Here is a 25,115-nt window from a genome sequence, read left to right as displayed (position 1 = left end):
GAATGCTCACGAGCCGTGATGCCGAGTTCACGAACCGGATCGGTGGCGCCCTTCTCAGCGCGCTCCCCGATCGGGCGAGGTCGATCACCGCTCGGTGCAAGGCGGACGCCGACTACGCCTCCGTACAGCTGACCTTCATCAACGACGACGGTTCGGCGGGGCACTTCACGTTCGACGACGAGCCGGTCGATGCCAGCAGCGAGGTCAACGAGGCGGTCATGGACTGGTGGGATGCCACAAAGAATGAAGGCAAGGCCCCGTGGTACGGCGTGACCATGACGGTAGAACGTGACGGGAACTTCGACGTGAATTTCTCGTACGACCCACCGCAGGACTAACAGAGGACCCCAGCGTGCGGGAGCACCGAGGCTCAAGCTCTCGAACCGGTTCTCCTATGACCCCGAAGGTGGAATGTTCTGTGCCTACGGGATTGATCGTTAGGCGCTGGAAGAGTTGTCAGCACGAATGACGGTGGTCGCGACCGACGGGGATCGCCTGGTTGTCGGGTAGGCAGGCCCGTCCGGTCGGTCTAGCGTCGTCGCGTGAGCTTCGGCACCTACGCCCGCCACGTGCGCAACCCCGAGCTGCCCTACCGGCGTCGGGTGTCCGCGCTGAGGTCTTGCGTGCAGCTGTACCGGCCGATCGGCTTCCACGCCACGCTGAGCTTTCTCGAGGAGATCGCCGGGCCGTTCCAGCGGAACGAGGCGGCGTTGCTGCGCGCGTTGGACGCTCTGGTGTCGAGTCGTGCGGGCTGGCACGCCGAGCTCCGCGACTACGCCGCCGAACGGAAGCTCGCCAAGCGCCGTGGTCAGCGAAGCCCTCGCCCGGCCGATCCGAACCCGAACGGCTTCCCCCGGTGCTGGTACGGCGCCCCCGGGCAGGCTGCCCTGCATGCCGTGCGGTACTGGCGTCGGCACGAGGCACCTGCGCTGCTGGCAGAGCCGGACTCGACCACGTTGGACCTTGCCGCGTGCGTCACCGCGTCCCTGGCGTCAGGCGGCTCACTGCTTCCCGCCGAACGAGAGGTCCTGAGCGCAACCGTCGAAGCACTGCGGCAGCGAATGGGCGCCGAGACGTGGCGCGATGACTCGCAGACCTACTACCGGGCGTTCGATCTGCTGAGGGTCGCGCGGCACCTCGAAATGGCCGCCGATGCGGTGCCCGCATCCGTCGCCACGCCCGACCTACCTGCGGTCTCGGTTACGGCCGCGCGGCGACCCGAGCGATGAACGCCCGCCAGGCGGCCGGGCCGAAGGTCAGTGCTTGGCCGGCGGGGTCCTTGCTGTCCCGGACACCAACGACACCGGGCAGGTTGTCCGCGACCTCGACGCAGTTGCCCCCGGACGAGCCGCTGCGCCGGGCCTTGCGCCAGATGGCGTTAGTGAGGTCCATGGTGGCTGTGCACTTCCTTCATCAGCTCGTTGGACTGTCGGCGCGGGAGTGCTTCGTTCCGAACGTTCTCCCACCTCGCCTGGAGAGTATCCAGCCCATCTTCCGTGTTGACCACGATCCCGCCTAGCTGATTCTCAAGGTGCCCGACCCACGTCCCGTCGTTGGCCCGGGCCAACGCGAACGGCCCGGACAGCCCGATGTGGAGGCCGGCACCCGCCGGGATCACGTGTACGTGGACGTGCGGTAGCTCGGCAACGGCGATGAGATGGGCGATCTGCTCGGCCATGATGCCGGCGTACTCGTCGCCGCCGCGGTGGAGCGCGGACTCGTCCAGGACGGCCACCACCTGCGGCGGAGCGTCGCTGGTGAGGATCTTGTGCCGACTCATGCGGGCATTGACCTGGTGGTCCACCTCCGCGGCGGACATGAGGTCGTTCAAGCGCATCACGACGCGGGCGTAGTTTTCGGTCTGTAGGAGGCCCGGGATCAGAAGTGGTTCGAAGAGACGAAGCTGTCGCGCCCCGCGCTCGGCGTCCAGCCACGGCAGGAACCATGACGGCGCGCCGAGCTTCATCACCAGGCGTCCGAACAGCCCGTCGTTGCTGAAAGCCCGATCCGCGCCCTTGATGAAGTCCATCGTCAGCGCTCGCGTGCCGCTCTCCACGGCGCTGACGTGTGACGCGCTGAAGCCGGCTGCCCTTCCGAACGCGTCCTGGGTCATCCCGGACGCGCCGCGAGCACGGCGGATCTCGCCCACGATGAAGTCCGCCAGCGGACTCGGCACGTCAGCCATTCAACGCTCCTCAACTCGGAGATCGACTACCCGAGGCGCTACACACCGGGCACCTGTCCTGCCAGCTCCGGCCCGGACCCCGCGAGCACCTTCCGAGCGTAGTGGCCTCCACAGCAGAGTGTCACCAGGCGGCGCGGCTGGTAGGGCCACGAGACCGGCGGTCGCGTTCGCAGCGGGGCCGCTTCGGGCGGGCGAGCACTCACGGGAGCGGCCCTTTCTATCGCGATCAAGGGGAGACCGTGCCCGACGACAAGCACGAGAGGCCGATGAAGGCCGGCGACGTCATCCACCTGACCACCGCCGCGAGCGTGCAGTTCCTGCGCCCGATCGTCGTACGCGTCATCCGCGAGCTGCCCGAGCGGCACACGTACGACGGATGGGTCTGGATCGAGGGGTACCAGCTCAACGCGGCTGGCGACGCCGTGGCGCGACGAGAGCTGTACGTGCTGCGTGCGGGCGTGCGCTGGCCGGTCCTGCCCGCCGCACCGACGAAGCTGGCCCAACGCCGGCCCGTCCGCCGAGGTCCGGTGCGGGTCGGATGACAATCCGCCCTCGCCCGCACCTGCCGATGCGTCCGGCGTGGCTGTGCCGCAACTGCGCCGCTCCCTGGCCGTGCCGTCCGGCCCAGCTCACTCTCGCGGCCGAGTTCTACGGTCACTCCATCGCCTTGGCGTTCTACCTGGCCGCGTCGATGCACGACGCGATCGACGACGCGTACGGCCTGGGGTTACGCCCGAACCTGCCGGCGATGCACGCCAGGTTCCTCGGGTGGTTGTCCCTGGCCCGGCGGCCTCACCGGTCCGATCGGGCTTGAGGTCCTGCGTAGGTGACTCGTGGGTCGACCACCAGTTCGGCGGCCCAGACATGACGGCTCACGCGGAAGGTGGCGCTCCCGCAGAGAGGTCTGTGCTGTCCGGCAGGTGGTAGACCACCAGCGTCTGTTCGGGTCGCTCGGCGACGTGGAAGGCGGCGTGCGACACGGCGATCACGCCCAGTCGGGGATGCCGGAGGCGTTTGCGGCCCGCGTGGCTGAACTGGATGTCGTACTGCGGCCACCACTGGCGTACCTCGGGGCTGATCTCGGTGAGTTCGGCCACGAGCCGGGTTACCCGTGGGTGACCGGGATGCTGTCCGGCGATCGCCCGCAGACGGGCCAGGATGCTGCGCGCCTCCTGCTCCCAGTCGACCAGCACCTGGCGGGCGGCGGGCTCGGTGAATACCCAGCGTACGACGTTGCCACCCGGCCCCATGCCCTGGAACAGCTCCGCTGCGGCGTGGTTGGTCGCGAGCACGTCGTAGCAGATGCCGGTGACGTACGCGGGGTTGTCGCCGAGCAACGCCGGAACGCCGGCGATCTCGGGTGTCGCCTCCTCGGAGACGTCCTGCTCGGGCGCGGCTCCTGCACCGGCGAGGCGGTGCAGGTGTTCCTGCTCGGCGTCGGTCAACCGCAGCGCTCGGGCCAGGGCGTCGAGCACCTGGCCGGAGGGGCGTACGTCGCGGCCCTGCTCGAGATAGGTGAGCCAGGTGGCGCTGATGCCGGCCAGCAGGGCGAGTTCCTCCCGGCGTAGCCCTGGTGTGCGGCGGCGCCGCGTGACCGGCAGACCCGCCTCCACTGGGGCTATCCGCTCGCGCCGGCTGCGAATGAACATGCCCAGCTCCTTGCTCACCCTGGGACCTCCAATACCAGAATAAAGCGGGTCTGGATACCACTCTACCGAGTCGTCAGGCTTGTCCCATGCGTGCTTGGACTGTTGCTTCAGAAGACGACGACGTACGACTTTCCGATGTTGCCTCGCCGACACTTCAGGGCGGTGGCGTGCTCGTGGAGGTACTCGCCGCGCACCTGCCGGCGTACACAAAAATGGTGGTGAACGGCAACCGCGGCGGCCTGCCCGTGCCGCTCATCCTGGGTCCCTCCTGCGTCGGCCGGGTGACTGACGTGGCGCCCGACGTGTTCCACGTCGCCCCGGGCGACGTCGTGCTGGACACGGCGTTGCTCGACGCGGGAGGCGGCGACGAGATCCTGGTGGGCTGGGTCGGCCTTGGCGGTTCCGGGGCAGGCAGCGAGCGTACGGATCGCATGCGTACGGTGTGGCGCGACGGTGTCTTCGCGGAGACGGCGCTCTGTGCCAAGGAAACGCTCGTCAAGCTGCCCGGTGCGGAGAACTACCCGGACCCGACTCGTCTGTCGTTCCTGCCGTGGCTCTGCATCGCCGCCACGGGCCTGCACTCGGCGGGTCCGCTGACAGGCCGCGACGTTGCGGTGATCGGTGCGACGGGCCAACTCGGCGGTGCGGCGGTGCTGATGGCCCTCGCGGAGGGCGCCGGGACGGTGACAGCGGTGGGCCGCAACAAGGAGGCGCTCGACCGGCTGGCCGACCTCGACCCCCGCGTGCGTATCCACCGGCTGACCGGCGACCGTACGACGGATGCGGCGGGTATCGGCCCGGTCGACGTCGCCCTCGACGCCCTCGGCGCTACGCCGACGGCGGACGCGACCATGGCCGCCTACGACAGCTTGCGGGGGCGCGGCACCCTTGTGCTCATCGGCGGCGTACGCCAAAACCTCACCATTCCGTACGGCGACCTGATGCGCCGCAGGCTCACCCTGCGCGGCTCCTGGATGAGCAACGACGAGACCGTGACCAGAGTGTGGAACCTGGTCCGCTCCGGGCTGCTGGACCTCTCCGCGATCGAGATGCGGACGGTCGGCCTGGACGACCCGGCGGCCGCCCTCGACCTGGCAGAGCACACGACGGGCCTCAGCTTCGTAGCCCTCGTCCCCTGACCGTCGAGGCGGGTCGTCCTGGCCCGCCGGCATCACCGGTCTGAGCGGTATACCTCAGAGTCATATTTATACCTCTGAGGTATACCGCTCAATGCCGCATCCGCCGCGACGGAGGCTACCGACGGTCACCGCCGGCCGCGCCCACAGCCCCAGCAGGTGAGGACCTACTCGTCTAGCGCTTCTTGAACACCGGCATGGTGTCCAGGGTGGTGGTGATGTTCTGCGTGGTGCCGCCCCGGTACGTCTTCCCGGTGAAGATGTCCGTCCAGCTGTTGCCCGGCGGGAACCACACCGACGTGGTGGCGGTGTCGCCCGGCGTCGTCACCGGTGCCACCAGGTAGTCCGGGCCGTAGAGGTACTGCGAGCCGGCGGTGGCGTACGCGGCCTGCTCGTCCGGGTACGCCAGGTACATCGAGCGGACGATCGGCGTACCCGTGCGGGTTGCCTCCTTGGCGGCGGCGTAGGTGTACGGCTGGAGTTCCTTACGCAGGTTGAGGAACTTCTTGGCCGACGCGTTCGCTGCCGGGCCGTACTGCCAGGGCAGTCGGTCGCTGTGGTTGGAGTGCAGCCGGTCGATGGGCTGGAACGTGCCGAACTGCACCCACCGGGCGTACAGGTCGTCGGGCAGCTTGGTGCTGCCCGGTTCGCTGCCCGGCTCCCGCAGGCCGCCGGTGTGTCCGCCGATGTCGTGGCTGACGGCGGCCAGCCCGGTCGCGGCCGACTCGCCCGGCGTGTAGCCGACCTCCATCTGGAGGGTCGACCAGTCGCTGGTGGTGTCACCGGTGAAGTGCAGCGTGGTGCGCTTGTCCGCCCACGGGCCGGTCGCCACGGGGGTGGGGCTGCTGTAGCCGCCGGCCTGCAACGACCCGTACGCCCGGGAGAAGGCGAAGCCGGTCTTGTCGGCGTACTGCTGGTTGATCCACGCGTCCCCGGTCACCCCGGCGAGCGAGGACTTCGTGTTGTCGCAGCACCAGTCCAGCCACCAGAGGTCGGGGCCCTTGCTGCCCTTCGGGATCATCCCGTCGTGCAGTTGCATGTACGCCTTGAGCTGGTCCGGGTCGCCGAAGTCGAACGTGTAGCAGTCGGGGCCGCCGTTGCAGCCGACGCGCTGGAGCTTGCCCTTCGCGGTGGCCTGCGCCTGGGCGAACTTCGGGTCCGAGCCGAGGATGCTCGGGTGGATGTTGATGCCGGTGTGCAGGCCCTGCTTCTTCGCCCAGTCGAAGAACGCCTTCGGGTCGGGGATGCGGGTGGGGTCGATGCTCCAGCCGTTCCACTTGTCCGGCGCCTTGATGTCGGTGTCGAGGACAAGAACATCCATGGGTACGCCCTCAGCCCTGGCCCGCTTCACCAGGTTCTGGAACTCGGTGGCGGTGCGGTCGTAGTACTCGGAGTACCACACCCCGTACGCCCACTGGGGCAGCAGCTTCGTCGGGCCGGTCAGGGTCGAAAGGTCCCTGAGGCCACGGGTGAAGTCCTGCCCGTACGCGAAGACGTAACCGTCCTGCTCGGGCGCGGGCCGTGGCTTGGTGGTGCGCAGGGCCGAGGCCGAGTCGTCGAGCAGGTACCAGCCGTCCTGGTAGAGCAGGCCGGGGGCGGTGAGCGCGGAGCCGGTTACGCCGTCCAGGCCCCGGCGGTAGCCGCCGAGCGGCGCATGCGGGGCGAGCAGTGGAGAGTCCTTGCCCGTGACGGCGACCGTGTCGACGTTGACGTTGCAACTGGCGTCGGTGGGGCAGCCCAGCGTCACGGTGTTGGTGCCGCCGTCGAGGTGGACCGGGACGGAGACGGTGTTCCAGTAGTCCCACCCGCTGGTCGGCGGCAGGGTCGCCGTCACCGGTGCCGCCGTTCCCGCCGTCACCGACATGGTGCGCGGCTGGCTCGGCTGGGCGCCGGCCTGGCCGTTGGCGTAGCGGATCTGCACCTGGTAGTCACCCGCGGCGGGTACGTCCGTCACGGTGAGCGCCACGGCGGCGCTGGTGCTCTCCAGGCCGGCCAGGAAACCCGTACCCGAAGCGCCGTTGTGGTCGTTCGCGGGCCGCGCGCCGCCGGCGAGCGCGCCGGTCTCGGCCTCCGCCAGAGTGCCGAACCGCAGAGGCTGCGGCTGGGGCGGGGCCGGTGCGGGGAACGGGTCACCGGGGTTGACCACGGCGAGGCTGTCGACGTTCACGTTGCCGGAGTCGTTGGCCCCGCGTACGACGCTGATCTCGTGGCGTCCGGCGGTGAGGTCGACCGGCACGGTGGCCAGGCCCCAGGTGTCCCAGTTCGCGGTGGGCGGCAGTGTCAGCGTACGGCCGGCGTCGCCGTCGACCCGAACGGTCAGGGTGCGGGCCACATTCTGGCCGTCGCCACCGGTGCTGTTGGCGTAGCGGACGGCGAGCTGCTTGGTGCCGCCGGCCGGTGCGTCGAGCGCGAACGTGACCGAGTCGCCGGACGAGGAGAAACCGGCCGCGAAGCCGCGCCCGGTGTATCCCTGGTGGTCGGTGGCCACGCCGGGACCGTTGAGTTGCAGCGACTCGGCCTCGCAGAGCGCGCCGAACGCGCAGGCCGGAGCGGTGTGGCCGGCCCAGGGCTGGCCCTGCACGCTCTGTTTGCCGGTCTTGAGCCGTACGGTGAGGTTGTCGGCGGTGAACGCACCGGAGCCGACCCGGTAGCGCAGCGTCATCTCTCCGGTGTCGATGGTGAGCCAGCCGTTCTCGACGCGCTTCGTGAAACGCGTACGGGCGAAGTCGTCGCGCCCGATGGCGTTGAACGTGGCGGCGTCGGTGAACCTGCCGTCCTTCTGGTACTCGGTGCGGATCAGGGTCGGGGACAGCACTTCGAATCGCGCGTTGCCCGACCGTACGGCTCCGTCCTGCGCGCCGTGCGGTTTGGCCTGGGCGGGCGCGGAGGGGGCGAGCGCCAGGCCCGTGACGAGAATGCCGGCCGCGGCGGCTGCTGTCGCCCGGCGGCGGGGTGAGTTCCGATAGAGCAAGATGCGCTCCTCGTCTCATATGGAGGAAATGAGTCGATGACAACGCTGTCACTCGCCCGAAACGTCTGTCAACGGGCTCCGAGAGTTGCTCTTCTCTCCTTCGCGGACCCGAGCATCGGCCTGGACCTGGGCACCCGCGCCGGCGCAGGCTGCGGCGGACGACGGGCACAGCGCCTCCGACCGGTTTGCCGCAGCCTGCGCGCGGGGATGGTCCGACGCATGTCTTTCTGGAAGCGGTTGAAGCAGAGGCGAAGCGAGCAGATCGAGCAGCGGCGTCAGGAGGCCATGGCCAAGGCGATGGCCCGTGGCGCCACCCCGGAAGAGGTGGTGGCCGCCGGCGAACGTGCCGCTCGCGGCACCAATGCCGCCGTGCTGGGTGCGATCAGCACCTGAGGCGCCGTCGGAGGACGTGATCCACTCCAGGTCGGCGATGTGGAGGTGTCGCGCCACTGGGATGCCGCCACGTCGGCGACCTGGAGTCGATCACGCCCCACGCACGCCCCACGCACGCCGCACGCACGCCAAGCGCCCCCAGCGCGGCGCGGGTCAGCAGCGGGCGGCGGCCAGCGGAGCCGCGCCGGCCAGGGCCTCGACCGTCGTCGTCGGAGCGGCTGACTCAGCCGGCGTCGGCGAGAGCGAGGGCGCAGGCGACGGCGTGGGGGTCGGCGAGGGCGGAGGCGGGACGGCGACGAGGGACGCCGTGGTGCGCTGGACCTGCTTCGGCGTCATGCGGATGCCCGTGGCGGTGCTCTGGTGCCCGTACACGTCGGTGACCCTGATCGTGTACGGGCCGGGACCGATCCCGTCCTCGACGGTCCAGTAGTTGTCGACCTGGCGGGCCGCCTTGCGGAAACCGCCGGTCGGGCCCTTGGCCTCGACCGAGCGCAGCGGGTTGCCGTGGTTGCCGACCTGCACCGCGAACCACCACTGCGACGCGCCGCCCTTGATCCGGAAGCTGAGGCCGCCGTCGAGCGGAGGGTTCACCACCGCCCGGTACGTCACGGAAGCGATGCCCTGCGAGCGGTCGGCGATCCGGGCGAACGCCTCGTCGGACAGGTCGATCTTGTTGCTTCCGCACCCGCCGCACTGGTCCATGACCAGCACCCGGACCGTGCCCTTGGGGCCGGTGACGTCCAGGTAGCCGCCGCAGGCGGCCGCCCTGGCGTACTGCGACGAGCCGAGGGCCACGTAGAGCCGGTCCGCGGGCGGGCCCGGGAAGGAGCAGGTGCCGCCCGAGCGGCCCGCGTCGTAGAAGCTGGCCGTTCCCCTGTGGACGGTGCTGCCGCTGGGCGGCGCGGCGCACGCCGGGGTGGCGCCGCCGCGTACGGCGAGGGTGACGCCGAGGACGGCGGCCAGAGCGGCGACCCCGGCACCGGCCCACCAGTGCCGGAACCGACGTGACCGGGACGTTCTGGCCGGGCTGTCGCTTGCGGATTCCGCGCCTGGTGCCGTCACGCCGCCTGATGTTGCCGCATGATCCGCAGGCAGCGCAAAGCCCGCGAGCAGGCCGTCACGCGCCGGATCGGTGGGCGCGCAGTCCGTCGTGGGCTGGCCGTAGATCCACTCGGCTTCCCTGACGCTGGGGTGTCCGGGGGCGCGGGATAGGCCGGTTTCGCCGAAGGCGAGTGGATCATCGCTTTCCGCGTTGCTCCGCGTCCGTACCGTGTTGTCGAGGGAGGTAGGGATGATTGACCTGGTGACGGTCGGCGCGGTCGTGGGCGTGCTGCTCGTCGGTGTCGGTGTCGTGGTCCGCAAGCCGGTCGACGCCCGGCGGGTCCTGCGGTGGTCGGCCCTGACGATCACCGTGCTGGTGGCCGCCGCGCTGACGCCCTTCACGGTGGACGACTCCGGACCCGCGGCCAGCTACCTGCTCGGCGTTCCGGTCGTCGCCGCGTTACTGCCGGCTCTGGCGCAGCGGTTCGGTCGGCTGGGCGGGGTCGTCGACCTGGCTGCCGCGTTGGTCATCGGCGGGTGGGGCCTGCTGCTCGGGCTGGGCATCGGCGGCGCGTTCCTGCCGGCGGCCGTGCTCCTGGTCGCCAGCGCCTTCGCCACCAGGCCACCTCGACCGTCCAACGCCACCTGAAATGGGGCAGGACCGCGAGGAGACCGCCCCAACCGTCATCTTCGATCTCGACGGCGTCCTGCTGCGCGGAGACGCGTTCGGGCTCTTTCTGCGACGCGTCGCCTTCGCGGGTGCCCGACTGCCGCTGGCCGTCGGCCTGCTCGTCCTCCTCGCGCCCATGATCGCCGTTCCCGCCTCCCGCATCCGGGCGGCGCGCTGGGTGAGTCGGGTCGGCCTGTGGGGGCGGGACGCGGATCAGGTGCGGGCCGAACTCGGGCGTTTCGGCGCCGACCTGGGCGCCGAGCCGGGGCGGATCATCGTGCCCGCGCTGCGGATGGTCCGTACCCACCTCGCGGCGGGGGACCGCGTCGTCGTGGCGACCGCGTGCGAGTACACCCTGGCGCGCGCGGTGCTCGACGTGATCGGCCTCGCCGAGGTCGAACTCGTGGCCTCGCACATCCGTGGCCCCAGGTTGATCGTGCACAACCACGGCGCGACGAAATTGGTGCAGCTGGCCGCCCACGGGGTGACGCCGCCTTGGCGGGTGGCCTACAGCGACTCGCTGTCCGATCTGCCCATCCTCGCCGCCGCGGAGCGAGCGGTGCTGGTCGACGTGAACGCGCGTGAGGCCGCCCGGGCGCGGCGGCTGCTCGGTACCCGACTGACCACCGTGACCTGGGCGGACCGCTAGGGAGATCCCCTTCGCCGCGCGGATTGGTGCGCACGCTCTCCGTGACGGGTGCGGGCGGGTAGTTGACGGACGCTTGACGATCTCGGGTCGGAGGCGTTCCGACGTAGTCAGATCGTCAACAACCGGGCCCTAGCGTCAGCCTGTGAAGAATTTTGTACGGGAACCGGCTGTACTGGTGGTGGGTGCGGGACCGACCGGACTCACTCTGGCGTGTGAGCTCGCCCGCCGGGACGTCCGGGTCCGCATCATCGAAGCCTCCGCCGAGCCCCGTGCCGGCTCCCGGGGTAAAGGTATGCAGCCACGGACCTTGGAGGTGCTCGAGGATCTGGACCTGGCTGCCGGAGCCATCGCCAATGGACGTTTCCGGATGCCGTTGCGCAAGTACCTACCGAACGGCGAGGTGATCACCCACGAGGTGCTCGCCGACGCCACCGAGCCCAGCGCGGCGACGCCGTACACCCGGCCGTTGATAATCGCCCAGTACCGCACCGAGGCACTGCTGCGAGCCCGGCTGGCCGAGTTCGGAGTGCGGGTCGAGCAGAATGTCCGGCTGCTGCGGTTCGGTCAGGATAAGACAGGTGTGTCCGCTCAGCTCGACGCGGGCGGGACTGAGACCGAGGTCGGCGTCGACTACCTGGTTGGTTGTGACGGCGGGTCCAGCCTGGTCCGCAGGCAGAGTGGTGTCGCCTTCCTCGGTGAGACCGACGAGGACGCCCGGTGGTTGGTCGCCGACATCGAGCTCGACGGACTCGACCGTGACTTCTGGTACCAGTGGATATCCCCGTCCGGGGCCGGTCTCGCCCTGTGTCCACTGCCGGCCAGCAACGCTTTCCAGTTGCAGACCGGTGTGCCGGCGGGCGCTGCCGCCGTTCTCTCCATCGACCAGGTGCAGGCGCTGATCAGCGATATCAGCGGCCGCGCTGATATTCGGGTCCGGCACGTACGGTGGCAGTCGATCTGGCGAGCCAACGCGCGGCTGGCCGAACGGTATCGCGTGGGGCGGGTCTTCCTGGCCGGCGATGCCGCCCACGTCCACACACCGGCCGGTGCGCAGGGAATGAACACCGGCATCCAGGACGCCTACAACCTCGGCTGGAAACTGGCCCACACCCTGTCCGGCGCACCGGCCGCGCTGCTCGACACGTATCAGGAGGAACGTCAGCCGGTCGCCCTCGACGTGCTGGGTCTCTCCGCGGAGATGTTCGTCGGCGGGCTCGCCACCGTACTGCCGAAGGAAGGCCAGCAGCAGTCCGTCACCCAGCTCGGTGTGCAGTATCGGGCGAGTTCGCTCAGCGAACGTCACGGTGCAGCGGCGGGGGCGCTCACCGCCGGGGATCGGGCACCGGGCGGCGTGCTGGCGGCGGCGAACGGTGACGCGACGCGGTTGTTCGACCTTTTCCGTGGCACGCACGTCACGACCTTGGCGTTCGGGTTGTCCGGCGCTGCCGTCGCCAGCAGGTTGGCCGAGCGCTTCGGAGAGCACCTGCGGGCGTACTCCATCGTCCGAGCGGGGCAGGCTGCGGCCGGTGCGTACACCGATCCCACCGGTGACGTCTTCGCCAGCTACGACGCCACCGACGGCGTGCTCATCCTCGTCCGGCCCGACGGTTATGTCGGCGTCCGCGCCACCGACCTGGACGAGGATCGGATCGCCAACTACCTGAACCGGATCCTTCCCCCACCACTCTGATTGCGGCTGTCGACGTCAGCCGACCCGCTCGGTCACGTACCGACCGCGTCGGCTGGCGCTGACACCCATATCGCCACGGGGGCGGTCAGCCGCGTTCTAGGCTCCGAGATGGGGCGGCGCGCCATCTCGGCGCACACATCCGGGCAGTGCCCTCACCCCCATGATTCCCCTCGCGAGGCGCGAACTCCGACAGAGAGGAAGCAGGCATGGCGGTCAAGACGAAGACGCGGCCCGGCACCACGGAGATCCGCCCCTTCACGGTGGAGATCCCCCAGGCGGACCTCGACGACCTGAAACGGCGGATCGCGGCCACCCGGTGGCCGGAAAAGGAGATCGTCGACGACCAGTCGCAGGGCGTGCCACTCGCGACCATCCAGGCCGTCGCGCGTTACTGGGAAAACGAGTACGACTGGCGCAAGGTCGAGTCACGCCTGAACGCCGTACCGCAGTTCATGACCACCATCGACGGGGTGGACATCCACTTCATCCACGTGCGCTCCAAGCACGAGGACGCGATGCCGCTCATCGTCACCCACGGGTGGCCCGGGTCGGTGATCGAGCAGATGAAGATCATCGAGCCGCTGACCGACCCGACGGCGCACGGCGCGAGCGCGTCGGACGCCTTCCACCTGGTGATCCCGTCGCTGCCCGGCCACGGCTTCTCCGGCAAACCCACCTCGACGGGCTGGAACCCGCAGAAGATCGCCACCGCCTGGACCGAGCTGATGACGCGCCTCGGGTACGACCGGTTCGTCGCCCAGGGTGGCGACTGGGGAGCGGTCATCGTCGACCAGATGGGCGTGCAGGCCCCGCCGGAACTGCTCGGCATCCACACCAACATGCCCGGCGCGGTCCCGCCCGAGATCGACCTGCTGTTCCAGGGCGACACCACCGGCGCGAACAACGCCATGGGGTCGCTTCCCTCGGGCCTGTCCGACGACGAGATGCGCGCCGCCACCGAACTGGACTACGTCTGGAAACACGTCGCGTACGCCCTGATGATGGCGACGCGACCGCAGACGCTGACCGCGCTGGCGGACTCCCCGGTGGGCCTGGCGTCGTTCCTGCTCGACCACGACGCGAAGAGCCTCGCCCTGATCGCGAAGGTCTTCGAGGGCGCCCAGGCGGGCCTGACCCGCGACGACATCCTCGACAACATCTCGCTCTACTGGCTGACGAACACCGCGGTCTCCGCGTCCCGCCTGTACGCGGAGAACAAGCTCTCGTTCTTCGCCACGAAGGGCGTCAACGTCCCGGTCGCCGTGAGCGTGTTCCCGGACGAGCTGTACGAGGCCCCGCAGAGCTGGGCGGAGCAGGCGTACCCGAACCTCATCTACTACAACAAGCTCGACGTCGGCGGGCACTTCGCGGCCTGGGAGCAGCCGAAGCTGTTCTCCGAGGAACTGCGCACCGCCTTCCGGTCGCTGCGCTAGATGTCCGCGTTCGGTCGGGTGCACCTGCCGCCGCTCGGCGGCGCGGTCGAGTGGCTCAACTCCGAGCCGCTCGGCCCGGCCGAGCTGCGCGGACGCGTCGTACTCGTGAACTTCTGGACGCTGACCTGCATCAACTGGCTGCGCCAGGAGCCGTACGTGCGGGCCTGGTCGCGGGCCTACCGGGACGACGGCCTGGTCGTCGTCGGGGTGCACACGCCGGAGTTCGGCTTCGAGCACCGGATCGACTGGGTACGCGCCGCCGTCGCGGCTCGGGACATCGACTACCCGGTCGCGGTCGACAGCGACTACGCGATCTGGGGCGCGTTCGCCAACCAGTACTGGCCGGCGCTCTACTTCGCCGACGCCGACGGCGTGATCAGCGACGAGCACTTCGGCGAGGGCCGCTACGAGCAGTCCGAACGGACCGTCCAGCGGCTGCTCGGCATCGAGCGGGACCTCGTACCCGTCGAGGGTTCCGGCATCGAGGCGGCGGCGGACTGGGACCAGCTGCGCACGCCGGAGACGTACCTCGGCTTCGGTCGTGGCGGACACTTCGCGTCGCCGCACGGCGCCGCCCTCGACGAACGCCGCGTCTACGACCTTCCCGAGCGCCTGGGCCTGAACCAGTGGGCCCTCGCCGGGGAGTGGACGATCGGCCCCGAGAAGGCGGTGCTCGCACAGGCCGGCGGGAGCGTCGCCTTCCGCTTCCACGCCCGCGACGCGCACCTCGTGCTGTCGCCCGACGGGCAGGGGCCGATCCCGTACCGGGTGCTCCTCGACGGCGAACCCCCCGGCCCGTCGCACGGCGTGGACGTCGACGCCGACGGCAACGGTGTCCTCCTGGACGGGCGGCTGTACCAGCTCGTCCGGCAGGACGGCGCGATCCGCGAGCGGACCGTCGAGATCAGGTTTGACGCGCCCGGCGCCGAGGCGTACGCCTTCACGTTCGGCTGACCGTCCGGGGCCACCTCGGCGCGCGGGTCCGCCTAGTGTCGAACGCTGTGACCACGCCCGAGATCACCATCGCCACCCCTGCCGACCGGGACGCCGTCGTCGGCACACTGGTCGCCGCGTTCGTCAAGGACCCCATCCTGCGGCACCTGTTCCCCGACGATGAGACCTATCCGCGGCACGCCGCGACCTTCTTCGGGAACCTCTTCGACAGGCGGGTGCACCAGCTGTCGATCTGGACGATCGGCGCGGGCGCCTCGGTCGCCCTGTGGGACCCGCCGGCCGCGCCGCAGGCAACCGGGCTCCAGCCGTCGCCGGACGGCGGCACCGCCGCGCGTTACCCCGCTGACGTGCGGGCCCGCGTCCAGGGCTACGACGACGCCGTACACGCGGCCCTGCCGACGTACCCCTTCTGGTATCTGGGTGTGCTGGGCACCCACCCGGACAGCGCCGGACGCGGCTGGGGTCGCGCGGTCATGCGGGCCGGGCTGGCCCGCGCCGCCGCCGACGGCCTGCCGGCGATCCTGGAGACCAGCAACCCGGCCAACGTCGAGCTGTACCGCCGCGCCGGCTGGGAGGTCATCGGCTCGCTGCCGGAGCCGGTCCCCACCTGGCTGATGCAGCAGCCACCCCGCTGAGGCACCCGATCATCGCGGGCATCGGATGTCGGGTGGGCCCCCTGCCCGGCCACCTAGCGTTGCTGCTCGTAAGGGAAGGAGGCCCGGATGCTGGAACGGCTCAACGAGGCCATGGCGCACATCGAGCGGCACCTCGACCAGCAGGTCGAGGTGGCCGACCTGGCGCGGATCGCACTGACGTCGGAGTACCACTTCCGGCGGCTGTTCTCCGCGCTGGCCGGCATGCCGCTGTCGGAGTACGTCCGTCGCCGCCGGCTCACCGTCGCCGGCGCGGACGTGCTGGCGGGGGAGCGGACGCTGCTCGACATCGCGGTGCGCTACGGCTACGGCTCCGCCGAGGCGTTCGCCCGGGCGTTCCACGCCGTGCACGGCGTGGGGCCCGGAGAAGCCCGGCGTACGGGGGCGGCGCTGCGCTCCCAGCCCCGGATGTCCTTCCGACTCACCGTGGAAGGGAGCGGCAGCATGGAGTACCGAATCGTCACCAAGGACGCGTTCGCGCTGGTGGGGCGCAAGGCCCGGGTCCCGCTGGTGCACGAGGGGATGAACCCGGCGATCGTCGCGTTCATCAGGAGCATCGACAGCGGGACGACGGCCCGGATCGAGGCGCTCTCGGACCAGGAGCCCGCCGGGATCGTCAACGTCAGCGACAACCTGGCTGACAGCCGGGCCGAGGGGAGCGAGCTGGACTACTGGCACGGGGTGGTCACCTCGGCCACGCCACCGCAGGACCTGGACGCGCTGCCCGTACAGGCCGGGACGTGGGCGGTGTTCACCACCTCCGGCGCGTTCCCGCAGGCGGTGCAGTTCCTGTGGCGGGACGTGTTCACCCAGTGGTTCCCGTCGAACCCGTACCGCAGCCGGCCCGGACCGGAGATCTCCCGGGTGCGGGTGTCCGCGGACGGGACCACGGCGGACGCCGAACTGTGGATCCCCGTGGAGCGGGTCGCGGCCTGAGCCTCAGTCGGGCACGTCGTCCCAGCTCGTGCCCGGCGGCAGGTGCCCGGCGGACGGGTTGTCGCGCAGCGCGTAGGCGATGACCAGCAGTGCGTGCTTGTCCAACTCGGGCAGCCGGTCCAGCGGAAACCACCGCACGTCCAGCGACTCGTCGTCGTTGACCCGTGCGGTGCCGGACACCACCTGGCAGACGAAGCCCAGGTTGAGGTACTCGCAACGGTCGCCGTTGGGATAGGTGTGCGGGTGGGAGACGGCGCTGGTCAGGCGCAGCGGCGTCACGTCCAGACCCGTCTCCTCCCGTACCTCCCGTACCAGCGCGGTGGCCGGCTGTTCGCCCGGCTCGACGAAGCCGCTGATGACCGACCACCGCCCGTCGTCCGAGCGTTGGCCGAGCAGCAGCTCGCCGGCGTCGTCGCGGATGACCGCGCTGACGCTGGGCAGCCACAGCAGGTCGTGGCCGACGTGCTTGCGCATCCGCACGATGTAGTCCGGTACCGCCATCGGGCGATCATAGGCCGCGTGCCAAGCGCCCGCGTTTCCGGCGCGTCCAATGCCCCCACCTGCACTTCTTTCGGCGTTTTCGCCCGCGGCGCGGTGTGCGTCTCTACTGTGGAGAGGGTTAGGCGACTTGCGTGATCCGGTGGCGGGCGACCGGTTCGCGGTGCACAGTGTTTCCCATGAGCGACAGCGGACGCAGTGGGCAGTTCTACTGGTGCACCCGACACCACCGGGTCGAGACGGACGCCGACGTGTGTCCGGCGAAGCACGTCCTCGGCCCGTACGACTCGGCGGCCGACGCGGAGAACGCCCTGCAGCGAGTGCAGGAGCGGAACGAAGCGTGGGAGGCCGAGGACGCACGTTGGGCCGGGGAGGACAGGTAGACGGCGCGGGACGGCCCGCGTCGCGGTAGTTCGTGCTCCGCGAGGACGCACGCGAGAGCACGTCCCCAAGGAGGGAACCACGATGGCCGTTACACAGCAGGCCACCACCCGCCCGGCTGCCCGCAAGACCACCGCGAAGAAGACCGCCGCGGCGGAGCGTGGCACGTCGGCGAGCCGGACCACCCCCGTGCGCAAGTCCACCGCGGGCGCGGCGAAGGCGCCGGCCCGCAAGGCGGCCGGCGGCGCGGGGCGTGCCCCGGCGACGAAGACGACCACGGCGGCGAAGAAGGCCCCCGCCAAGAAGGCGACGGCCGCGAAGACGACGAAGACCACGGCGGCGGCGAAGAAGACCACGGCCGCCCGTAAGGCCCCCGCGAAGAAGACCGCGACCACGGCCAGGACCACGGCGGCCAAGAAGGCGCCCGCGAAGACCACGTCCGCCCGCGGGACGACCACCGCCACGAAGCGGAGCCCGGCGTCCACGGCGCGCACGAGCGCCACCGCGAGCAGGACGACGAGCGCGGCGAAGAAGACGACGAGCACGGCGAAGAAGACCACCGGCGCGGCGAAGAAGACCACCGCGTCGGCGGCGAAGAAGACCACGGCCGCGGCGAAGGCACCTGCCCGCAAGGTCGCGACCAAGGCGTCGGCGGCGAAGAAGACGGCCGCGAAGAAGGCGCCCGCGAAGAAGACCACGGCGGCGAAGAAGACGGCGACCCGTCCGGCCGGCGGCGCCCGCAAGGCCGCGGCGAAGAAGGCCCCGGCCGCCAAGGTGACCGGCACCTCGTCGACGACCGCCCGCAAGGCGGCGGCGAAGAAGGCCCCGGCGAAGAAGACCACCGCCGCCAAGGCGCCGGCCCGCAAGGTGACCGCCCGCAAGTCGCCGTCGCGTCCGGTCGCCGCACGGGCAACCGCCCCCCGGGGTACGCGCACCACGGCGCGCAGGGCGACCGGCTGACCGCTGGTCGTCCCCGGGCTGACACTGGTCGCAGTCCTCAGCTGGCGGGCGGCGCGGCGTGGACTCAGCCGGTCACCGGAGGCGGATCACCGGCGGCGCTGTCAGGATTGATCCGTGGTCATCCGACGCGTACTCGCCCCCCGCATCGACTTCGGCGCGCTGCGCCGCGAGCTCGGTCTGCCCGAGGGTTTTCCGGCCGCGGCCCAGCGGGAGGCCGACGCGGCGGCAGCCGCGCCACCCCGTCCGTCCGTCGACCGCACCGACGTACCGTTCGTCACGGTCGACCCGGCCACCTCCCGTGACCTGGACCAGGCCATGCACCTGGCCCGTCGGCCGGGCGGCGGCTACCGCGTGCGGTACGCGATCGCGGACGTCGCCGCGCACGTACACCCGGGTGGCGCGCTGGAGGAGGAGACCTGGCGGCGGGGGCAGACGGTCTACCTGCCGGACGGCAACGTGCCGCTGCACCCGGTGACGCTGAGCGAGGGCGCGGCGAGCCTGCTGCCCGACGACGACCGCGCCGCAGTGGTGTGGACCATCGACCTGGACGCCGACGGCGGCACGCTCGCCGTCGAGCTGGAGCGCGCCCTGGTACGCAGTCGGGCCAAGCTCGACTACACCGGCGTGCAGGCGGCGGCCGACGCCGGTCGACTGCCCGAGCCGATCGCGCTGCTGCCCGAGATCGGCGACCGGCTGACCGCCCGGGGACTACGCCGGGGGGCCATCAACCTGCCGCTGCCCGAGCAGGACGTGGAGCCCGACGGCGACGGGTGGCGGCTGGTGTTGCGCGGGCCCGCGCCCATGGAGGAACACAACGCGCAGATCTCGCTGCTGACCGGGATGGCCGCCGCCGACATCATGCTGGCCGGCGGGATCGGCCTGCTGCGCACGATGCCCCGGCCGAAGCCGGAAGCGGTGCAACGCCTACGGGCGGCCGCCGCCCCGCTGGGCGTGCGCTGGCCGGACGGTGCGAGCCCCGGCGAGGTGATCGCCGGCCTGGACGCCGCGCAGCCCCGTGCCGCCGCGTTCATCGACCAGGCCGCTGAACTGATGCGCGGCGCCGCGTACACCGCCTTCGACGGCAGCCGCCCGGAGCAGCCGGAGCACGGTGGGGTCGCGGCCGCGTACGCCCATGTCACGGCCCCGTTGCGGCGCCTCGCCGACCGGTACGCGACCGAGGCCTGCCTGGCCCTGCACGCGGGCCGGGAGGTCCCCGACTGGGCCCGCGCCGCGCTGCCCCGGCTGCCCGAGGTGATGGCCAGCACCGACCGCACCGCCTCGGCAGCCAGCCGTGGCGCGGTCGAACTGACCGAGGCGGTGCTCCTGGAACACCGGGTGGGGGAGACGTTCGACGCGGCGGTCCTCGACGTCGACGCTCCTCCCAACGGCAAGTCCCGGCCGCGCCCGCCCGGCGGAACGGTGGCCCTGGACGCCCCGCCGGTCCGCAGCCGCTGCCTCGGCGACCTGCCCCTCGGCGAACGGGTCCGGGTCCGCCTGGTCACCGCCGACCCGGCGTCCCGCACGGTGCTGTTCGAGCTGGCCTGAGAGGGCCGCGGCGTCCGGCGGGGATTGTCACAGCGGCTGGCCACACAGGCGTGCCCAGCGGTTTGCGAGGATGAGTCCATGGCATACGACGCGAGCACGCTGCCCGACGTTTCCGGGCTGACGGTCGGCATCATCGGCGGCACCGGCGACCAGGGGCGTGGCCTCGCCTACCGACTCGCCCGGGCCGGGCAGACGGTGCTGATCGGCTCCCGGTCCGCCGAGCGGGCCGCCGAGTCCGCCGCCGAGATCGCCGCGCTGCCCCGGATGCCGGCCGACGTCCGCATCACCGGCGCGGCCAACGACGAGGTGGCCCGCCGCAGCGACGTGGTGATCATCGCAGTGCCGTGGGACGGCCACGCCGCCACCGTCGCCGCTCTCGCCGAGCCACTGGCCGGCACGATCGTCGTGGACTGCGTCAACCCGCTGGGCTTCGACAAGCAGGGCCCGTACGCGCTCACCGTCGACGAGGGCAGCGCCGTCCAGCAGGCCGCCGCGCTGCTGCCCGACTCCCGGGTCTGCGCCGCGTTCAACCACGTCAGCGCGCCACTGCTGGCCGACCCCGAGGTCGACCGGATCGACCTTGACGTGCTGATCTGCACCGAGGACCGGGAACTCGTCGACATCGTCGGGGCGCTCGCCGCCCGGATCCCCGGGATGCGCGGCATCTACGCCGGTCGGCTGCGCAACGCCCACCAGATCGAGGCGTTCACGGCGAACCTGATCGCCATCAACAAGCGCTACAAGGCCCACGCCGGCATCCGCGTCACCGACCTCTGAGCGCGCCCTGGGGGATCATGGGGCATGACCGATTCCGACGCGGTGTTGAGGATCGCGGATCTGCGCCGAGCGTGCTCGATGTTGTTGGACGCGGCGGAGAGCCGATTCGGTCCGGAGATCCAGCTGTCACAGCTCGACGTCGACTACTACTGGAACATGGACCTGGGTGCGGCATTTCGGATGGTTCAGCAGCCCGGGTCGGAGATCGACTGCGGGCAGAGCAGCGACGATGTCGCCGAGTTGACGAGCCTCTTGCAGCGGGGTGGTGCAGAGGGCTTCGTGTCGCTGCGGCACGACCTTTCGCACGTGAGCGGGCTGCTGCGGCTGCTGGCGTACCTCGATCTGCCCGACAACCGCGAGGTGCGCGAGAAGTAGCCCCGCGTCATCACCGGCACCCGTGCTGGCGCAGCCGGCACTTGTCAGTAGGGATCCATCCGTACGAGTGGATCGCCTCCGGACAGCGTCACGTTCGTCGGTGGTAGTGGTTGCGGCGGGGGATCTGCTCCGGGTCGAGCCAGGCGGGCGGGACGAATTCGGGGTGGCCGTCGCCGCCCAGGCGGACCGTCCACTCGCCGTGGTGCAGGTGGCGGTGGTGGTGGCCGCAGAGGAGCACCGAGTTGGTCAGGCTGGTGTGGCCGCCGTCGGTCCAGTGGTGGATGTGGTGGGCGTCGCACCAGCGTGGTGGTCGGTCGCAGCCGGGGAAGGCGCAGCCGCGGTCGCGGAGTACCAGGGCGCGGCGCAGGGGCCCGGTGACGAGTCGGCGTTGGCGGCCGACGTCGAGTGTCTGGCCGGCGCTGCCGAGCACGGCGGGCAGGATCGCCGCGTCGCAGGCCAGCCGTCGGACGGTCTCGGCGGTGAGCCCGAAGCCGGTGTCGAGGGTGCCCGCGCCGAGCTGTTGGGCGAGGCCGTCGAAGCTGGTGGTGACCACGAGTTGAGTGGGCTCGCCGCCGTGCTCGGGCAGCTCACCGGTGCGCAGGGCGAGTCGGCACAGGTCGCCGAGTGCGTCGTGCCGCCGTTGCCCGGGTGACCGCTGGTCGTCCTGGCCGCAGGGCGCGGTCAGTGGGTCGATGGCGGTGCGGAGCAGGCCGGCGGTCTCCGCGTCGAGGGTGCCGCTCAATCGGAGCCGGCCGTCGGTCAGCTCGGAGAGGGTGAGGTGACGGTCCCGGGTGGCGCGGCGGGCTTCGGCGTCGAGGGCGGCCTTGGCGGCGGCGTCGGCGATCTCGGGGGCGACGTGGTCGAGGATGCGGGTGCCGAGCTTGCGCAGCAGGGTGGGGTCGAACCGGCCGGCCCAGTCGACCAGGACGCCGGCGGCTCTGGTGGCGACCTCGGCGTCGGCGGTGGTCCGCACGCTGTCGACGGTGTCGGCGATGACGCGGGCCTGCTCCAGGCTGACATCCCCATCGGCCAGCGCCTGGCGGACCTCCGGAACGCCCGTGTCGAGGACGCTGGCGAATTCGACCAACCGGCGGGCGGCGGGCACGGTCAACCGGAGGCGGTCGCGTAACCAGACCGCCGTCGACGACGCGCCCTGCGCCCGCGCCGTGCCCCGGCCGTCCAGCTCGCGCACCAGGGCCAGCTTGACCGCCGCGAGCTGCTGCTCGAGCCGATGAACGGCGTCGAGCGCGGCGACCAGGTCGTGCTCCGCGAGGGCCCAGACGGGCGCGGCGGCGGATGCCACCACCGCGCCCCGCGCCTGCGCCAACTCCTCAATCACACCCCGAGAATAGAACAGGTGTACGACAAAAACAGCTACCATGATCGATGAGGGCGAGCTGCCTATGTAAAACTTTTTAGACACGATGTCAAAGACGCCATACTATGGGTGTGTCAAGAATTCTTTACAGTAGGAGGCGGTCGTGACGCACGAGGAGAAACGCGCCTGGATCATGCTGGTGGTCAGTGTGGTGGGCTACGCCGTCTACGCCGCCGTCGTCCTCAACCGGGTCGACGGCGGCCCGCTCACCGCCACCCCGTACGCCGCCGTGCTGTTGTGGACGGTCGGCGGGGCCGTCGTCGCGGCCGTCGTCGCCGAGATCGGGATGGGTGTGGTCAACCCGGGAGCCTCCCGAGCCAAGGACGTCCGTGACCGGGAGATCGGACGGCTCGGTGACCACGTCGGCCAGGCGTTCGTGGCCATCGGCGCGGTGTCGGCGATGCTGATGGCGCTGGCCGAGTGGGACTGGTTCTGGATCGCCAACGTCATCTACCTGTGCTTCGTCCTGTCGGCGGTGGTCGGCTCGCTGGCCAAGGTGATCGTCTATCGCAAGGGTGTCCCGCAGTGGTGAAGCCGACCCGCGTCACGAACAACATCCGCGCGCTGCGCTTCGCGCACGGCGAGATGACCCAGGCCGAGCTCGCCGAGCGGATCGGCGTGACCCGGCAGACCGTCATCGCCATCGAGCAGGGTCGCTACTCGCCGTCGCTGGAGATGGCGTTCAAGATCGCCCGATTGTTCGACGCGCGTCTCGACGACGTCTTTCAGTACCCCGAGGAGGCGGCGCCATGAAGGCCATCGTCCAGGACAGCTACGGCCCGCCCGACGTGCTGCACCTCCGCGACATCGACCAACCGGCCGTGCGGGACGACGAGGTCCTCGTCCAGGTCCGTGCCGCCGGGGTCGACCCCGGCGTGTGGATCTTCATGACGGGTCGCCCGTACCTGGCGCGGCTGGCCAGCGGGCTGCGCCGGCCCCGGGTTCCGGTGCGTGGGCGGGACCTGGCCGGGGTGGTCGTTGCGGTCGGCGCGCGGGTGACCCGGTTCCAGCCCGGCGACGAGGTGTTCGGCACCTGTCCGCGCGGCTCGTACGCCGAGTTCGCGAGCGCGCCGGAGCGGCGGCTGGCCCGCAAACCGGCCAACCTGTCGTTCGCGCAGGCCGCCGCCGCGCCGGTCTCCGGGATGACGGCGCTGCGTGCGGTCCGCGACAGCGGCGCGGTGCGCCGAGGGCACCGCGTCCTGGTCATCGGCGCGTCCGGCGGCGTCGGGTCGCACGCCGTACAGATCGCCAAGGCGTACGGGGCGACGGTCACCGCCGTCTGCACGCCCGCCAGGGCCGCGTTCGTACGCGCCCTCGGCGCCGACGACATCCTCGACCACACCACCGAAGAGGTCGACCGCCGTGGCCCGATCTACGACGTGGTCATCGACACCGGCGGCGATCGGCCGATCTCTCTTCTGCGCCGCGCCCTCACCCCCCACGGGACACTGGCGCTCGTCGGCGGCACGTACACCAGGGGTCCCGTGCTCAGCGGCTACGACCGGCAGATGGTCCGCGCGCCGCTGCTGTCCCTGTTCGTCGGTCAACGGCTGCGGAGCGTGAGCGCAGTCGAGCGCACCACGGACCTGGACGAGCTGGGGAACCTCATCGAGTCGGGCGCGCTCACCCCGGCGGTCGACCGCACCTATCCGCTGGCCCAGGCGGCGGACGCGATCCGCCACCTCCGGCATGGACACCCGGCGGGGAAGATCGTCGTCACCGTGTGACCCGGCGGTCGCCGCGACCGTTCAGCCACGGCGACCGGGACCGGGCGACGGGAGGTGGACGTGGCCCCCCGCCGGCCCGGGCCACTTGACCACCTAGAAGGTGTGCTCGGCGGCGGGGAACTCGCCGCCGCGGACCTCGTCGGCGAAGCGACGGGTGGCATCGGTGAGGACGTCCGCGAGATCGGCGTAGCGCTTCACGAAACGGGGCGCCTTGCCGGTGCGCAGGCCGGCCATGTCCTGCCAGACGAGCACCTGGGCGTCGGTGTCCGGGCCGGCGCCGATGCCGACGGTGGGGATGGACAGCTCGTGGGTGATCTGCTTGGCCACCACGCCCGGCACCATCTCCAGCACCACCGCGAACGCGCCGGCCTCGGCCACCGCCCGCGCGTCGGCCAACACCTCGTCGGCCGTGTCGCCCCGGCCCTGCACCCGGTAGCCGCCCAGGGTGTGTTCGCTCTGCGGGGTGAAGCCGATGTGCGCCATCACCGGGATGCCGGCGCCGACGATCGCGGCGATCTGCGCGGCACAGCGTCGACCGCCCTCCAGCTTCACCGCGTGGCAGCCGCCCTCCTTCATGAACCGGACGGCGGTGCGCAGCGCCTGGGCGGGGCCCTCCTCGTACGAGCCGAACGGCAGGTCACCGACGACGAGGGCCTGCCTCGTCGAGCGCACCACGGCCCGTACCAGCGGCAACAGGTCGTCGGCGGTGATCGGCAGAGTGGTCTCGTAGCCGAAGACGTTGTTCGCCGCCGAGTCACCGACCAGCAGCACCGGTACGCCGGCGCGGTCGAAGATCCCCGCCGTGTACTGGTCGTACGAGGTGAGCATCGGCCACCGTTCGCCGCGCTCCTTGGCGGCGATCAGGTCGCGGGTGCGGACCCGACGGGTGGCCGGTCCGCCGTACAGCGCGGTCACCTCGTGCGGAGTGGACTCGATCATGACTGTCTCCCTTCCTCGAGGCCGCATGCGCGGTCCCCGGGCTCCGCCGATCGTCGCACCGCGAGGTGGGGCGGCGGCAGGGCACAGTGCAAGATGTCACTCCGCCACCCGGGCTCGCCGGGCGCGAGCCCGCCGGTAGGGCGCCGGGCCCGCGCCACCGGCCCGGCAACCCCAT

General features: G+C 71.1%; 29 protein-coding genes. 21 read left to right on the top strand and 8 right to left on the bottom strand.

Annotated elements, in window-relative coordinates:
* Window positions 1-2 precede the first annotated feature (2 nt).
* Both ACTFTM_RS24205 and ACTFTM_RS24200 read left to right on the top strand, forming a co-directional pair.
* Complete coding sequence (locus tag ACTFTM_RS24205) at window positions 3-338, top strand: immunity protein YezG family protein (protein ID WP_449562754.1); 336 nt, start codon at window positions 3-5, stop codon at window positions 336-338.
* A gap of 204 nt (window positions 339-542) precedes the next feature.
* Entirely contained in the window at window positions 543-1,229 is a 687-nt protein-coding gene (locus ACTFTM_RS24200) for a hypothetical protein (RefSeq protein ID WP_449562753.1), read from the top strand.
* On the opposite strand, the gene ACTFTM_RS24195 is transcribed toward ACTFTM_RS24200, so the two are convergent.
* Complete coding sequence (locus tag ACTFTM_RS24195) at window positions 1,201-1,392, bottom strand: DUF397 domain-containing protein (protein WP_449562752.1); 192 nt, start codon at window positions 1,390-1,392, stop codon at window positions 1,201-1,203. The two genes, ACTFTM_RS24200 and ACTFTM_RS24195, sit on opposite strands and share 29 nt — an antisense overlap.
* Window positions 1,379-2,185, bottom strand: coding sequence for a helix-turn-helix domain-containing protein (locus ACTFTM_RS24190; RefSeq protein ID WP_449562751.1), 807 nt, complete (start codon window positions 2,183-2,185; stop codon window positions 1,379-1,381). The genes ACTFTM_RS24195 and ACTFTM_RS24190 overlap by 14 nt, the downstream gene beginning before the upstream one ends.
* Before the next feature lie 266 nt (window positions 2,186-2,451).
* On the opposite strand from ACTFTM_RS24190, the gene ACTFTM_RS24185 reads away from it, so the two are divergent.
* Both ACTFTM_RS24185 and ACTFTM_RS24180 read left to right on the top strand, forming a co-directional pair.
* Complete coding sequence (locus ACTFTM_RS24185) at window positions 2,452-2,727, top strand: hypothetical protein (protein ID WP_449566714.1); 276 nt, start codon at window positions 2,452-2,454, stop codon at window positions 2,725-2,727.
* On the top strand, window positions 2,724-2,999 hold the full coding sequence (locus ACTFTM_RS24180) for a hypothetical protein (protein WP_449562750.1): 276 nt from the start codon (window positions 2,724-2,726) through the stop codon (window positions 2,997-2,999). Before ACTFTM_RS24185 ends, ACTFTM_RS24180 begins: the two co-directional genes overlap by 4 nt.
* A gap of 58 nt (window positions 3,000-3,057) precedes the next feature.
* Here ACTFTM_RS24180 and ACTFTM_RS24175 read toward each other — a convergent pair whose 3' ends face one another.
* Window positions 3,058-3,834 (bottom strand): helix-turn-helix transcriptional regulator, encoded by a 777-nt coding sequence (locus ACTFTM_RS24175; RefSeq protein WP_449562749.1) that lies wholly within the window; start codon window positions 3,832-3,834, stop codon window positions 3,058-3,060.
* 86 nt (window positions 3,835-3,920) lie between these two features.
* On the opposite strand from ACTFTM_RS24175, the gene ACTFTM_RS24170 reads away from it, so the two are divergent.
* Window positions 3,921-4,973 carry a zinc-binding dehydrogenase gene (locus ACTFTM_RS24170; RefSeq protein WP_449562748.1) on the top strand — a complete coding sequence of 351 codons (1,053 nt, stop codon included), beginning with the start codon at window positions 3,921-3,923 and terminating at the stop codon, window positions 4,971-4,973.
* A gap of 172 nt (window positions 4,974-5,145) precedes the next feature.
* On the opposite strand, the gene ACTFTM_RS24165 is transcribed toward ACTFTM_RS24170, so the two are convergent.
* Entirely contained in the window at window positions 5,146-7,941 is a 2,796-nt protein-coding gene (locus ACTFTM_RS24165; RefSeq protein WP_449562747.1) for a TIM-barrel domain-containing protein, read from the bottom strand.
* Window positions 7,942-8,160: 219 nt separating this feature from the next.
* On the opposite strand from ACTFTM_RS24165, the gene ACTFTM_RS24160 reads away from it, so the two are divergent.
* Window positions 8,161-8,334, top strand: coding sequence for a hypothetical protein (locus ACTFTM_RS24160; RefSeq protein WP_449562746.1), 174 nt, complete (start codon window positions 8,161-8,163; stop codon window positions 8,332-8,334).
* Window positions 8,335-8,487: 153 nt separating this feature from the next.
* Here the strand turns inward: ACTFTM_RS24160 and ACTFTM_RS24155 are convergent, their stop codons facing one another.
* Window positions 8,488-9,396 carry an expansin EXLX1 family cellulose-binding protein gene (locus tag ACTFTM_RS24155; RefSeq protein ID WP_449562745.1) on the bottom strand — a complete coding sequence of 303 codons (909 nt, stop codon included), beginning with the start codon at window positions 9,394-9,396 and terminating at the stop codon, window positions 8,488-8,490.
* Between the two features lie 229 nt (window positions 9,397-9,625).
* Between ACTFTM_RS24155 and ACTFTM_RS24150 the strand changes: the two genes are divergently transcribed.
* The 7 genes from ACTFTM_RS24150 to ACTFTM_RS24120 all read left to right on the top strand — a co-directional run bounded on the left by ACTFTM_RS24150 (window position 9,626) and on the right by ACTFTM_RS24120 (window position 16,360).
* On the top strand, window positions 9,626-10,024 hold the full coding sequence (locus tag ACTFTM_RS24150) for a hypothetical protein (RefSeq protein ID WP_449562744.1): 399 nt from the start codon (window positions 9,626-9,628) through the stop codon (window positions 10,022-10,024).
* 1 nt (window position 10,025) lies between these two features.
* Window positions 10,026-10,694 carry a haloacid dehalogenase-like hydrolase gene (locus ACTFTM_RS24145; RefSeq protein ID WP_449562743.1) on the top strand — a complete coding sequence of 223 codons (669 nt, stop codon included), beginning with the start codon at window positions 10,026-10,028 and terminating at the stop codon, window positions 10,692-10,694.
* Between the two features lie 142 nt (window positions 10,695-10,836).
* Complete coding sequence (locus ACTFTM_RS24140; RefSeq protein ID WP_449562742.1) at window positions 10,837-12,384, top strand: FAD-dependent monooxygenase; 1,548 nt, start codon at window positions 10,837-10,839, stop codon at window positions 12,382-12,384.
* 206 nt (window positions 12,385-12,590) lie between these two features.
* On the top strand, window positions 12,591-13,817 hold the full coding sequence (locus ACTFTM_RS24135; protein ID WP_449562741.1) for an epoxide hydrolase family protein: 1,227 nt from the start codon (window positions 12,591-12,593) through the stop codon (window positions 13,815-13,817).
* Window positions 13,818-14,771: a thioredoxin gene (locus ACTFTM_RS24130; RefSeq protein WP_449562740.1), complete on the top strand. Its 954-nt coding sequence runs from the start codon at window positions 13,818-13,820 to the stop codon at window positions 14,769-14,771.
* 47 nt (window positions 14,772-14,818) lie between these two features.
* The gene (locus ACTFTM_RS24125) at window positions 14,819-15,406 is read left to right on the top strand and encodes a GNAT family N-acetyltransferase (RefSeq protein ID WP_449562739.1); all 588 of its coding nucleotides are present in this window, start codon (window positions 14,819-14,821) and stop codon (window positions 15,404-15,406) included.
* An 87-nt stretch (window positions 15,407-15,493) separates the two neighbouring features.
* Window positions 15,494-16,360: a GyrI-like domain-containing protein gene (locus ACTFTM_RS24120; RefSeq protein ID WP_449562738.1), complete on the top strand. Its 867-nt coding sequence runs from the start codon at window positions 15,494-15,496 to the stop codon at window positions 16,358-16,360.
* 3 nt (window positions 16,361-16,363) lie between these two features.
* On the opposite strand, the gene ACTFTM_RS24115 is transcribed toward ACTFTM_RS24120, so the two are convergent.
* A complete protein-coding gene (locus ACTFTM_RS24115) occupies window positions 16,364-16,861 on the bottom strand; it encodes an NUDIX hydrolase (RefSeq protein ID WP_449562737.1) in 498 nt (165 codons plus the stop codon).
* A gap of 176 nt (window positions 16,862-17,037) precedes the next feature.
* Between ACTFTM_RS24115 and ACTFTM_RS24110 the strand changes: the two genes are divergently transcribed.
* The 5 genes from ACTFTM_RS24110 to ACTFTM_RS24090 all read left to right on the top strand — a co-directional run bounded on the left by ACTFTM_RS24110 (window position 17,038) and on the right by ACTFTM_RS24090 (window position 20,896).
* Window positions 17,038-17,241 (top strand): hypothetical protein, encoded by a 204-nt coding sequence (locus ACTFTM_RS24110; protein WP_425732704.1) that lies wholly within the window; start codon window positions 17,038-17,040, stop codon window positions 17,239-17,241.
* Between the two features lie 82 nt (window positions 17,242-17,323).
* Complete coding sequence (locus ACTFTM_RS24105; protein ID WP_449562736.1) at window positions 17,324-18,199, top strand: histone; 876 nt, start codon at window positions 17,324-17,326, stop codon at window positions 18,197-18,199.
* A gap of 114 nt (window positions 18,200-18,313) precedes the next feature.
* Entirely contained in the window at window positions 18,314-19,744 is a 1,431-nt protein-coding gene (locus tag ACTFTM_RS24100) for an RNB domain-containing ribonuclease (RefSeq protein WP_449562735.1), read from the top strand.
* Between the two features lie 78 nt (window positions 19,745-19,822).
* The gene (gene npdG, locus ACTFTM_RS24095; protein WP_234586517.1) at window positions 19,823-20,521 is read left to right on the top strand and encodes an NADPH-dependent F420 reductase; all 699 of its coding nucleotides are present in this window, start codon (window positions 19,823-19,825) and stop codon (window positions 20,519-20,521) included.
* 24 nt (window positions 20,522-20,545) lie between these two features.
* Window positions 20,546-20,896, top strand: a complete 351-nt coding sequence (locus ACTFTM_RS24090; protein WP_449562734.1) for a hypothetical protein — start codon at window positions 20,546-20,548, stop codon at window positions 20,894-20,896.
* A gap of 88 nt (window positions 20,897-20,984) precedes the next feature.
* On the opposite strand, the gene ACTFTM_RS24085 is transcribed toward ACTFTM_RS24090, so the two are convergent.
* Window positions 20,985-22,235, bottom strand: coding sequence for a DUF222 domain-containing protein (locus ACTFTM_RS24085; RefSeq protein WP_449562733.1), 1,251 nt, complete (start codon window positions 22,233-22,235; stop codon window positions 20,985-20,987).
* A gap of 142 nt (window positions 22,236-22,377) precedes the next feature.
* Here ACTFTM_RS24085 and ACTFTM_RS24080 point away from each other — a divergent pair, with 142 nt between their 5' ends.
* The 3 genes from ACTFTM_RS24080 to ACTFTM_RS24070 are packed head-to-tail and all read left to right on the top strand — an operon-like array spanning window position 22,378 to window position 24,001.
* The gene (locus ACTFTM_RS24080) at window positions 22,378-22,806 is read left to right on the top strand and encodes a hypothetical protein (RefSeq protein ID WP_449562732.1); all 429 of its coding nucleotides are present in this window, start codon (window positions 22,378-22,380) and stop codon (window positions 22,804-22,806) included.
* Window positions 22,800-23,027: a helix-turn-helix transcriptional regulator gene (locus tag ACTFTM_RS24075; protein WP_449562731.1), complete on the top strand. Its 228-nt coding sequence runs from the start codon at window positions 22,800-22,802 to the stop codon at window positions 23,025-23,027. Before ACTFTM_RS24080 ends, ACTFTM_RS24075 begins: the two co-directional genes overlap by 7 nt.
* Complete coding sequence (locus tag ACTFTM_RS24070; protein WP_449562730.1) at window positions 23,024-24,001, top strand: NAD(P)-dependent alcohol dehydrogenase; 978 nt, start codon at window positions 23,024-23,026, stop codon at window positions 23,999-24,001. Before ACTFTM_RS24075 ends, ACTFTM_RS24070 begins: the two co-directional genes overlap by 4 nt.
* Before the next feature lie 93 nt (window positions 24,002-24,094).
* Here ACTFTM_RS24070 and panB read toward each other — a convergent pair whose 3' ends face one another.
* On the bottom strand, window positions 24,095-24,940 hold the full coding sequence (gene panB / locus ACTFTM_RS24065) for a 3-methyl-2-oxobutanoate hydroxymethyltransferase (RefSeq protein ID WP_449562729.1): 846 nt from the start codon (window positions 24,938-24,940) through the stop codon (window positions 24,095-24,097).
* Between the last annotated feature and the right edge of the window lie 175 nt (window positions 24,941-25,115).

The organism is Micromonospora sp. RB23 (assembly GCF_053585025.1).
The sequence above is the reverse complement of the archived record's forward strand: the minus strand, read 5'-3'. Positions and strand labels throughout refer to the sequence as shown.

Excerpts from the sequence above, each read along its gene's own strand:
- ACTFTM_RS24190 (WP_449562751.1), bottom strand. The coding sequence starts at position 2,185 with ATGGCTGACGTGCCGAGTCCGCTGGCGGACTTCATCGTGGGCGAGATC.
- ACTFTM_RS24110 (WP_425732704.1), top strand. The coding sequence starts at position 17,038 with ATGAGCGACAGCGGACGCAGTGGGCAGTTCTACTGGTGCACCCGACAC.
- ACTFTM_RS24150 (WP_449562744.1), top strand. The coding sequence starts at position 9,626 with ATGATTGACCTGGTGACGGTCGGCGCGGTCGTGGGCGTGCTGCTCGTC.
- ACTFTM_RS24090 (WP_449562734.1), top strand. The coding sequence starts at position 20,546 with ATGACCGATTCCGACGCGGTGTTGAGGATCGCGGATCTGCGCCGAGCG.
- ACTFTM_RS24120 (WP_449562738.1), top strand. The coding sequence starts at position 15,494 with ATGCTGGAACGGCTCAACGAGGCCATGGCGCACATCGAGCGGCACCTC.
- ACTFTM_RS24170 (WP_449562748.1), top strand. The coding sequence starts at position 3,921 with ATGCGTGCTTGGACTGTTGCTTCAGAAGACGACGACGTACGACTTTCC.
- panB (WP_449562729.1), bottom strand. The coding sequence starts at position 24,940 with ATGATCGAGTCCACTCCGCACGAGGTGACCGCGCTGTACGGCGGACCG.
- ACTFTM_RS24160 (WP_449562746.1), top strand. The coding sequence starts at position 8,161 with ATGTCTTTCTGGAAGCGGTTGAAGCAGAGGCGAAGCGAGCAGATCGAG.
- ACTFTM_RS24195 (WP_449562752.1), bottom strand. The coding sequence starts at position 1,392 with ATGGACCTCACTAACGCCATCTGGCGCAAGGCCCGGCGCAGCGGCTCG.
- ACTFTM_RS24185 (WP_449566714.1), top strand. The coding sequence starts at position 2,452 with ATGAAGGCCGGCGACGTCATCCACCTGACCACCGCCGCGAGCGTGCAG.
- ACTFTM_RS24145 (WP_449562743.1), top strand. The coding sequence starts at position 10,026 with ATGGGGCAGGACCGCGAGGAGACCGCCCCAACCGTCATCTTCGATCTC.
- ACTFTM_RS24175 (WP_449562749.1), bottom strand. The coding sequence starts at position 3,834 with ATGTTCATTCGCAGCCGGCGCGAGCGGATAGCCCCAGTGGAGGCGGGT.
- ACTFTM_RS24105 (WP_449562736.1), top strand. The coding sequence starts at position 17,324 with ATGGCCGTTACACAGCAGGCCACCACCCGCCCGGCTGCCCGCAAGACC.
- ACTFTM_RS24130 (WP_449562740.1), top strand. The coding sequence starts at position 13,818 with ATGTCCGCGTTCGGTCGGGTGCACCTGCCGCCGCTCGGCGGCGCGGTC.
- npdG (WP_234586517.1), top strand. The coding sequence starts at position 19,823 with ATGGCATACGACGCGAGCACGCTGCCCGACGTTTCCGGGCTGACGGTC.
- ACTFTM_RS24205 (WP_449562754.1), top strand. The coding sequence starts at position 3 with ATGCTCACGAGCCGTGATGCCGAGTTCACGAACCGGATCGGTGGCGCC.
- ACTFTM_RS24115 (WP_449562737.1), bottom strand. The coding sequence starts at position 16,861 with ATGGCGGTACCGGACTACATCGTGCGGATGCGCAAGCACGTCGGCCAC.
- ACTFTM_RS24180 (WP_449562750.1), top strand. The coding sequence starts at position 2,724 with ATGACAATCCGCCCTCGCCCGCACCTGCCGATGCGTCCGGCGTGGCTG.
- ACTFTM_RS24135 (WP_449562741.1), top strand. The coding sequence starts at position 12,591 with ATGGCGGTCAAGACGAAGACGCGGCCCGGCACCACGGAGATCCGCCCC.
- ACTFTM_RS24070 (WP_449562730.1), top strand. The coding sequence starts at position 23,024 with ATGAAGGCCATCGTCCAGGACAGCTACGGCCCGCCCGACGTGCTGCAC.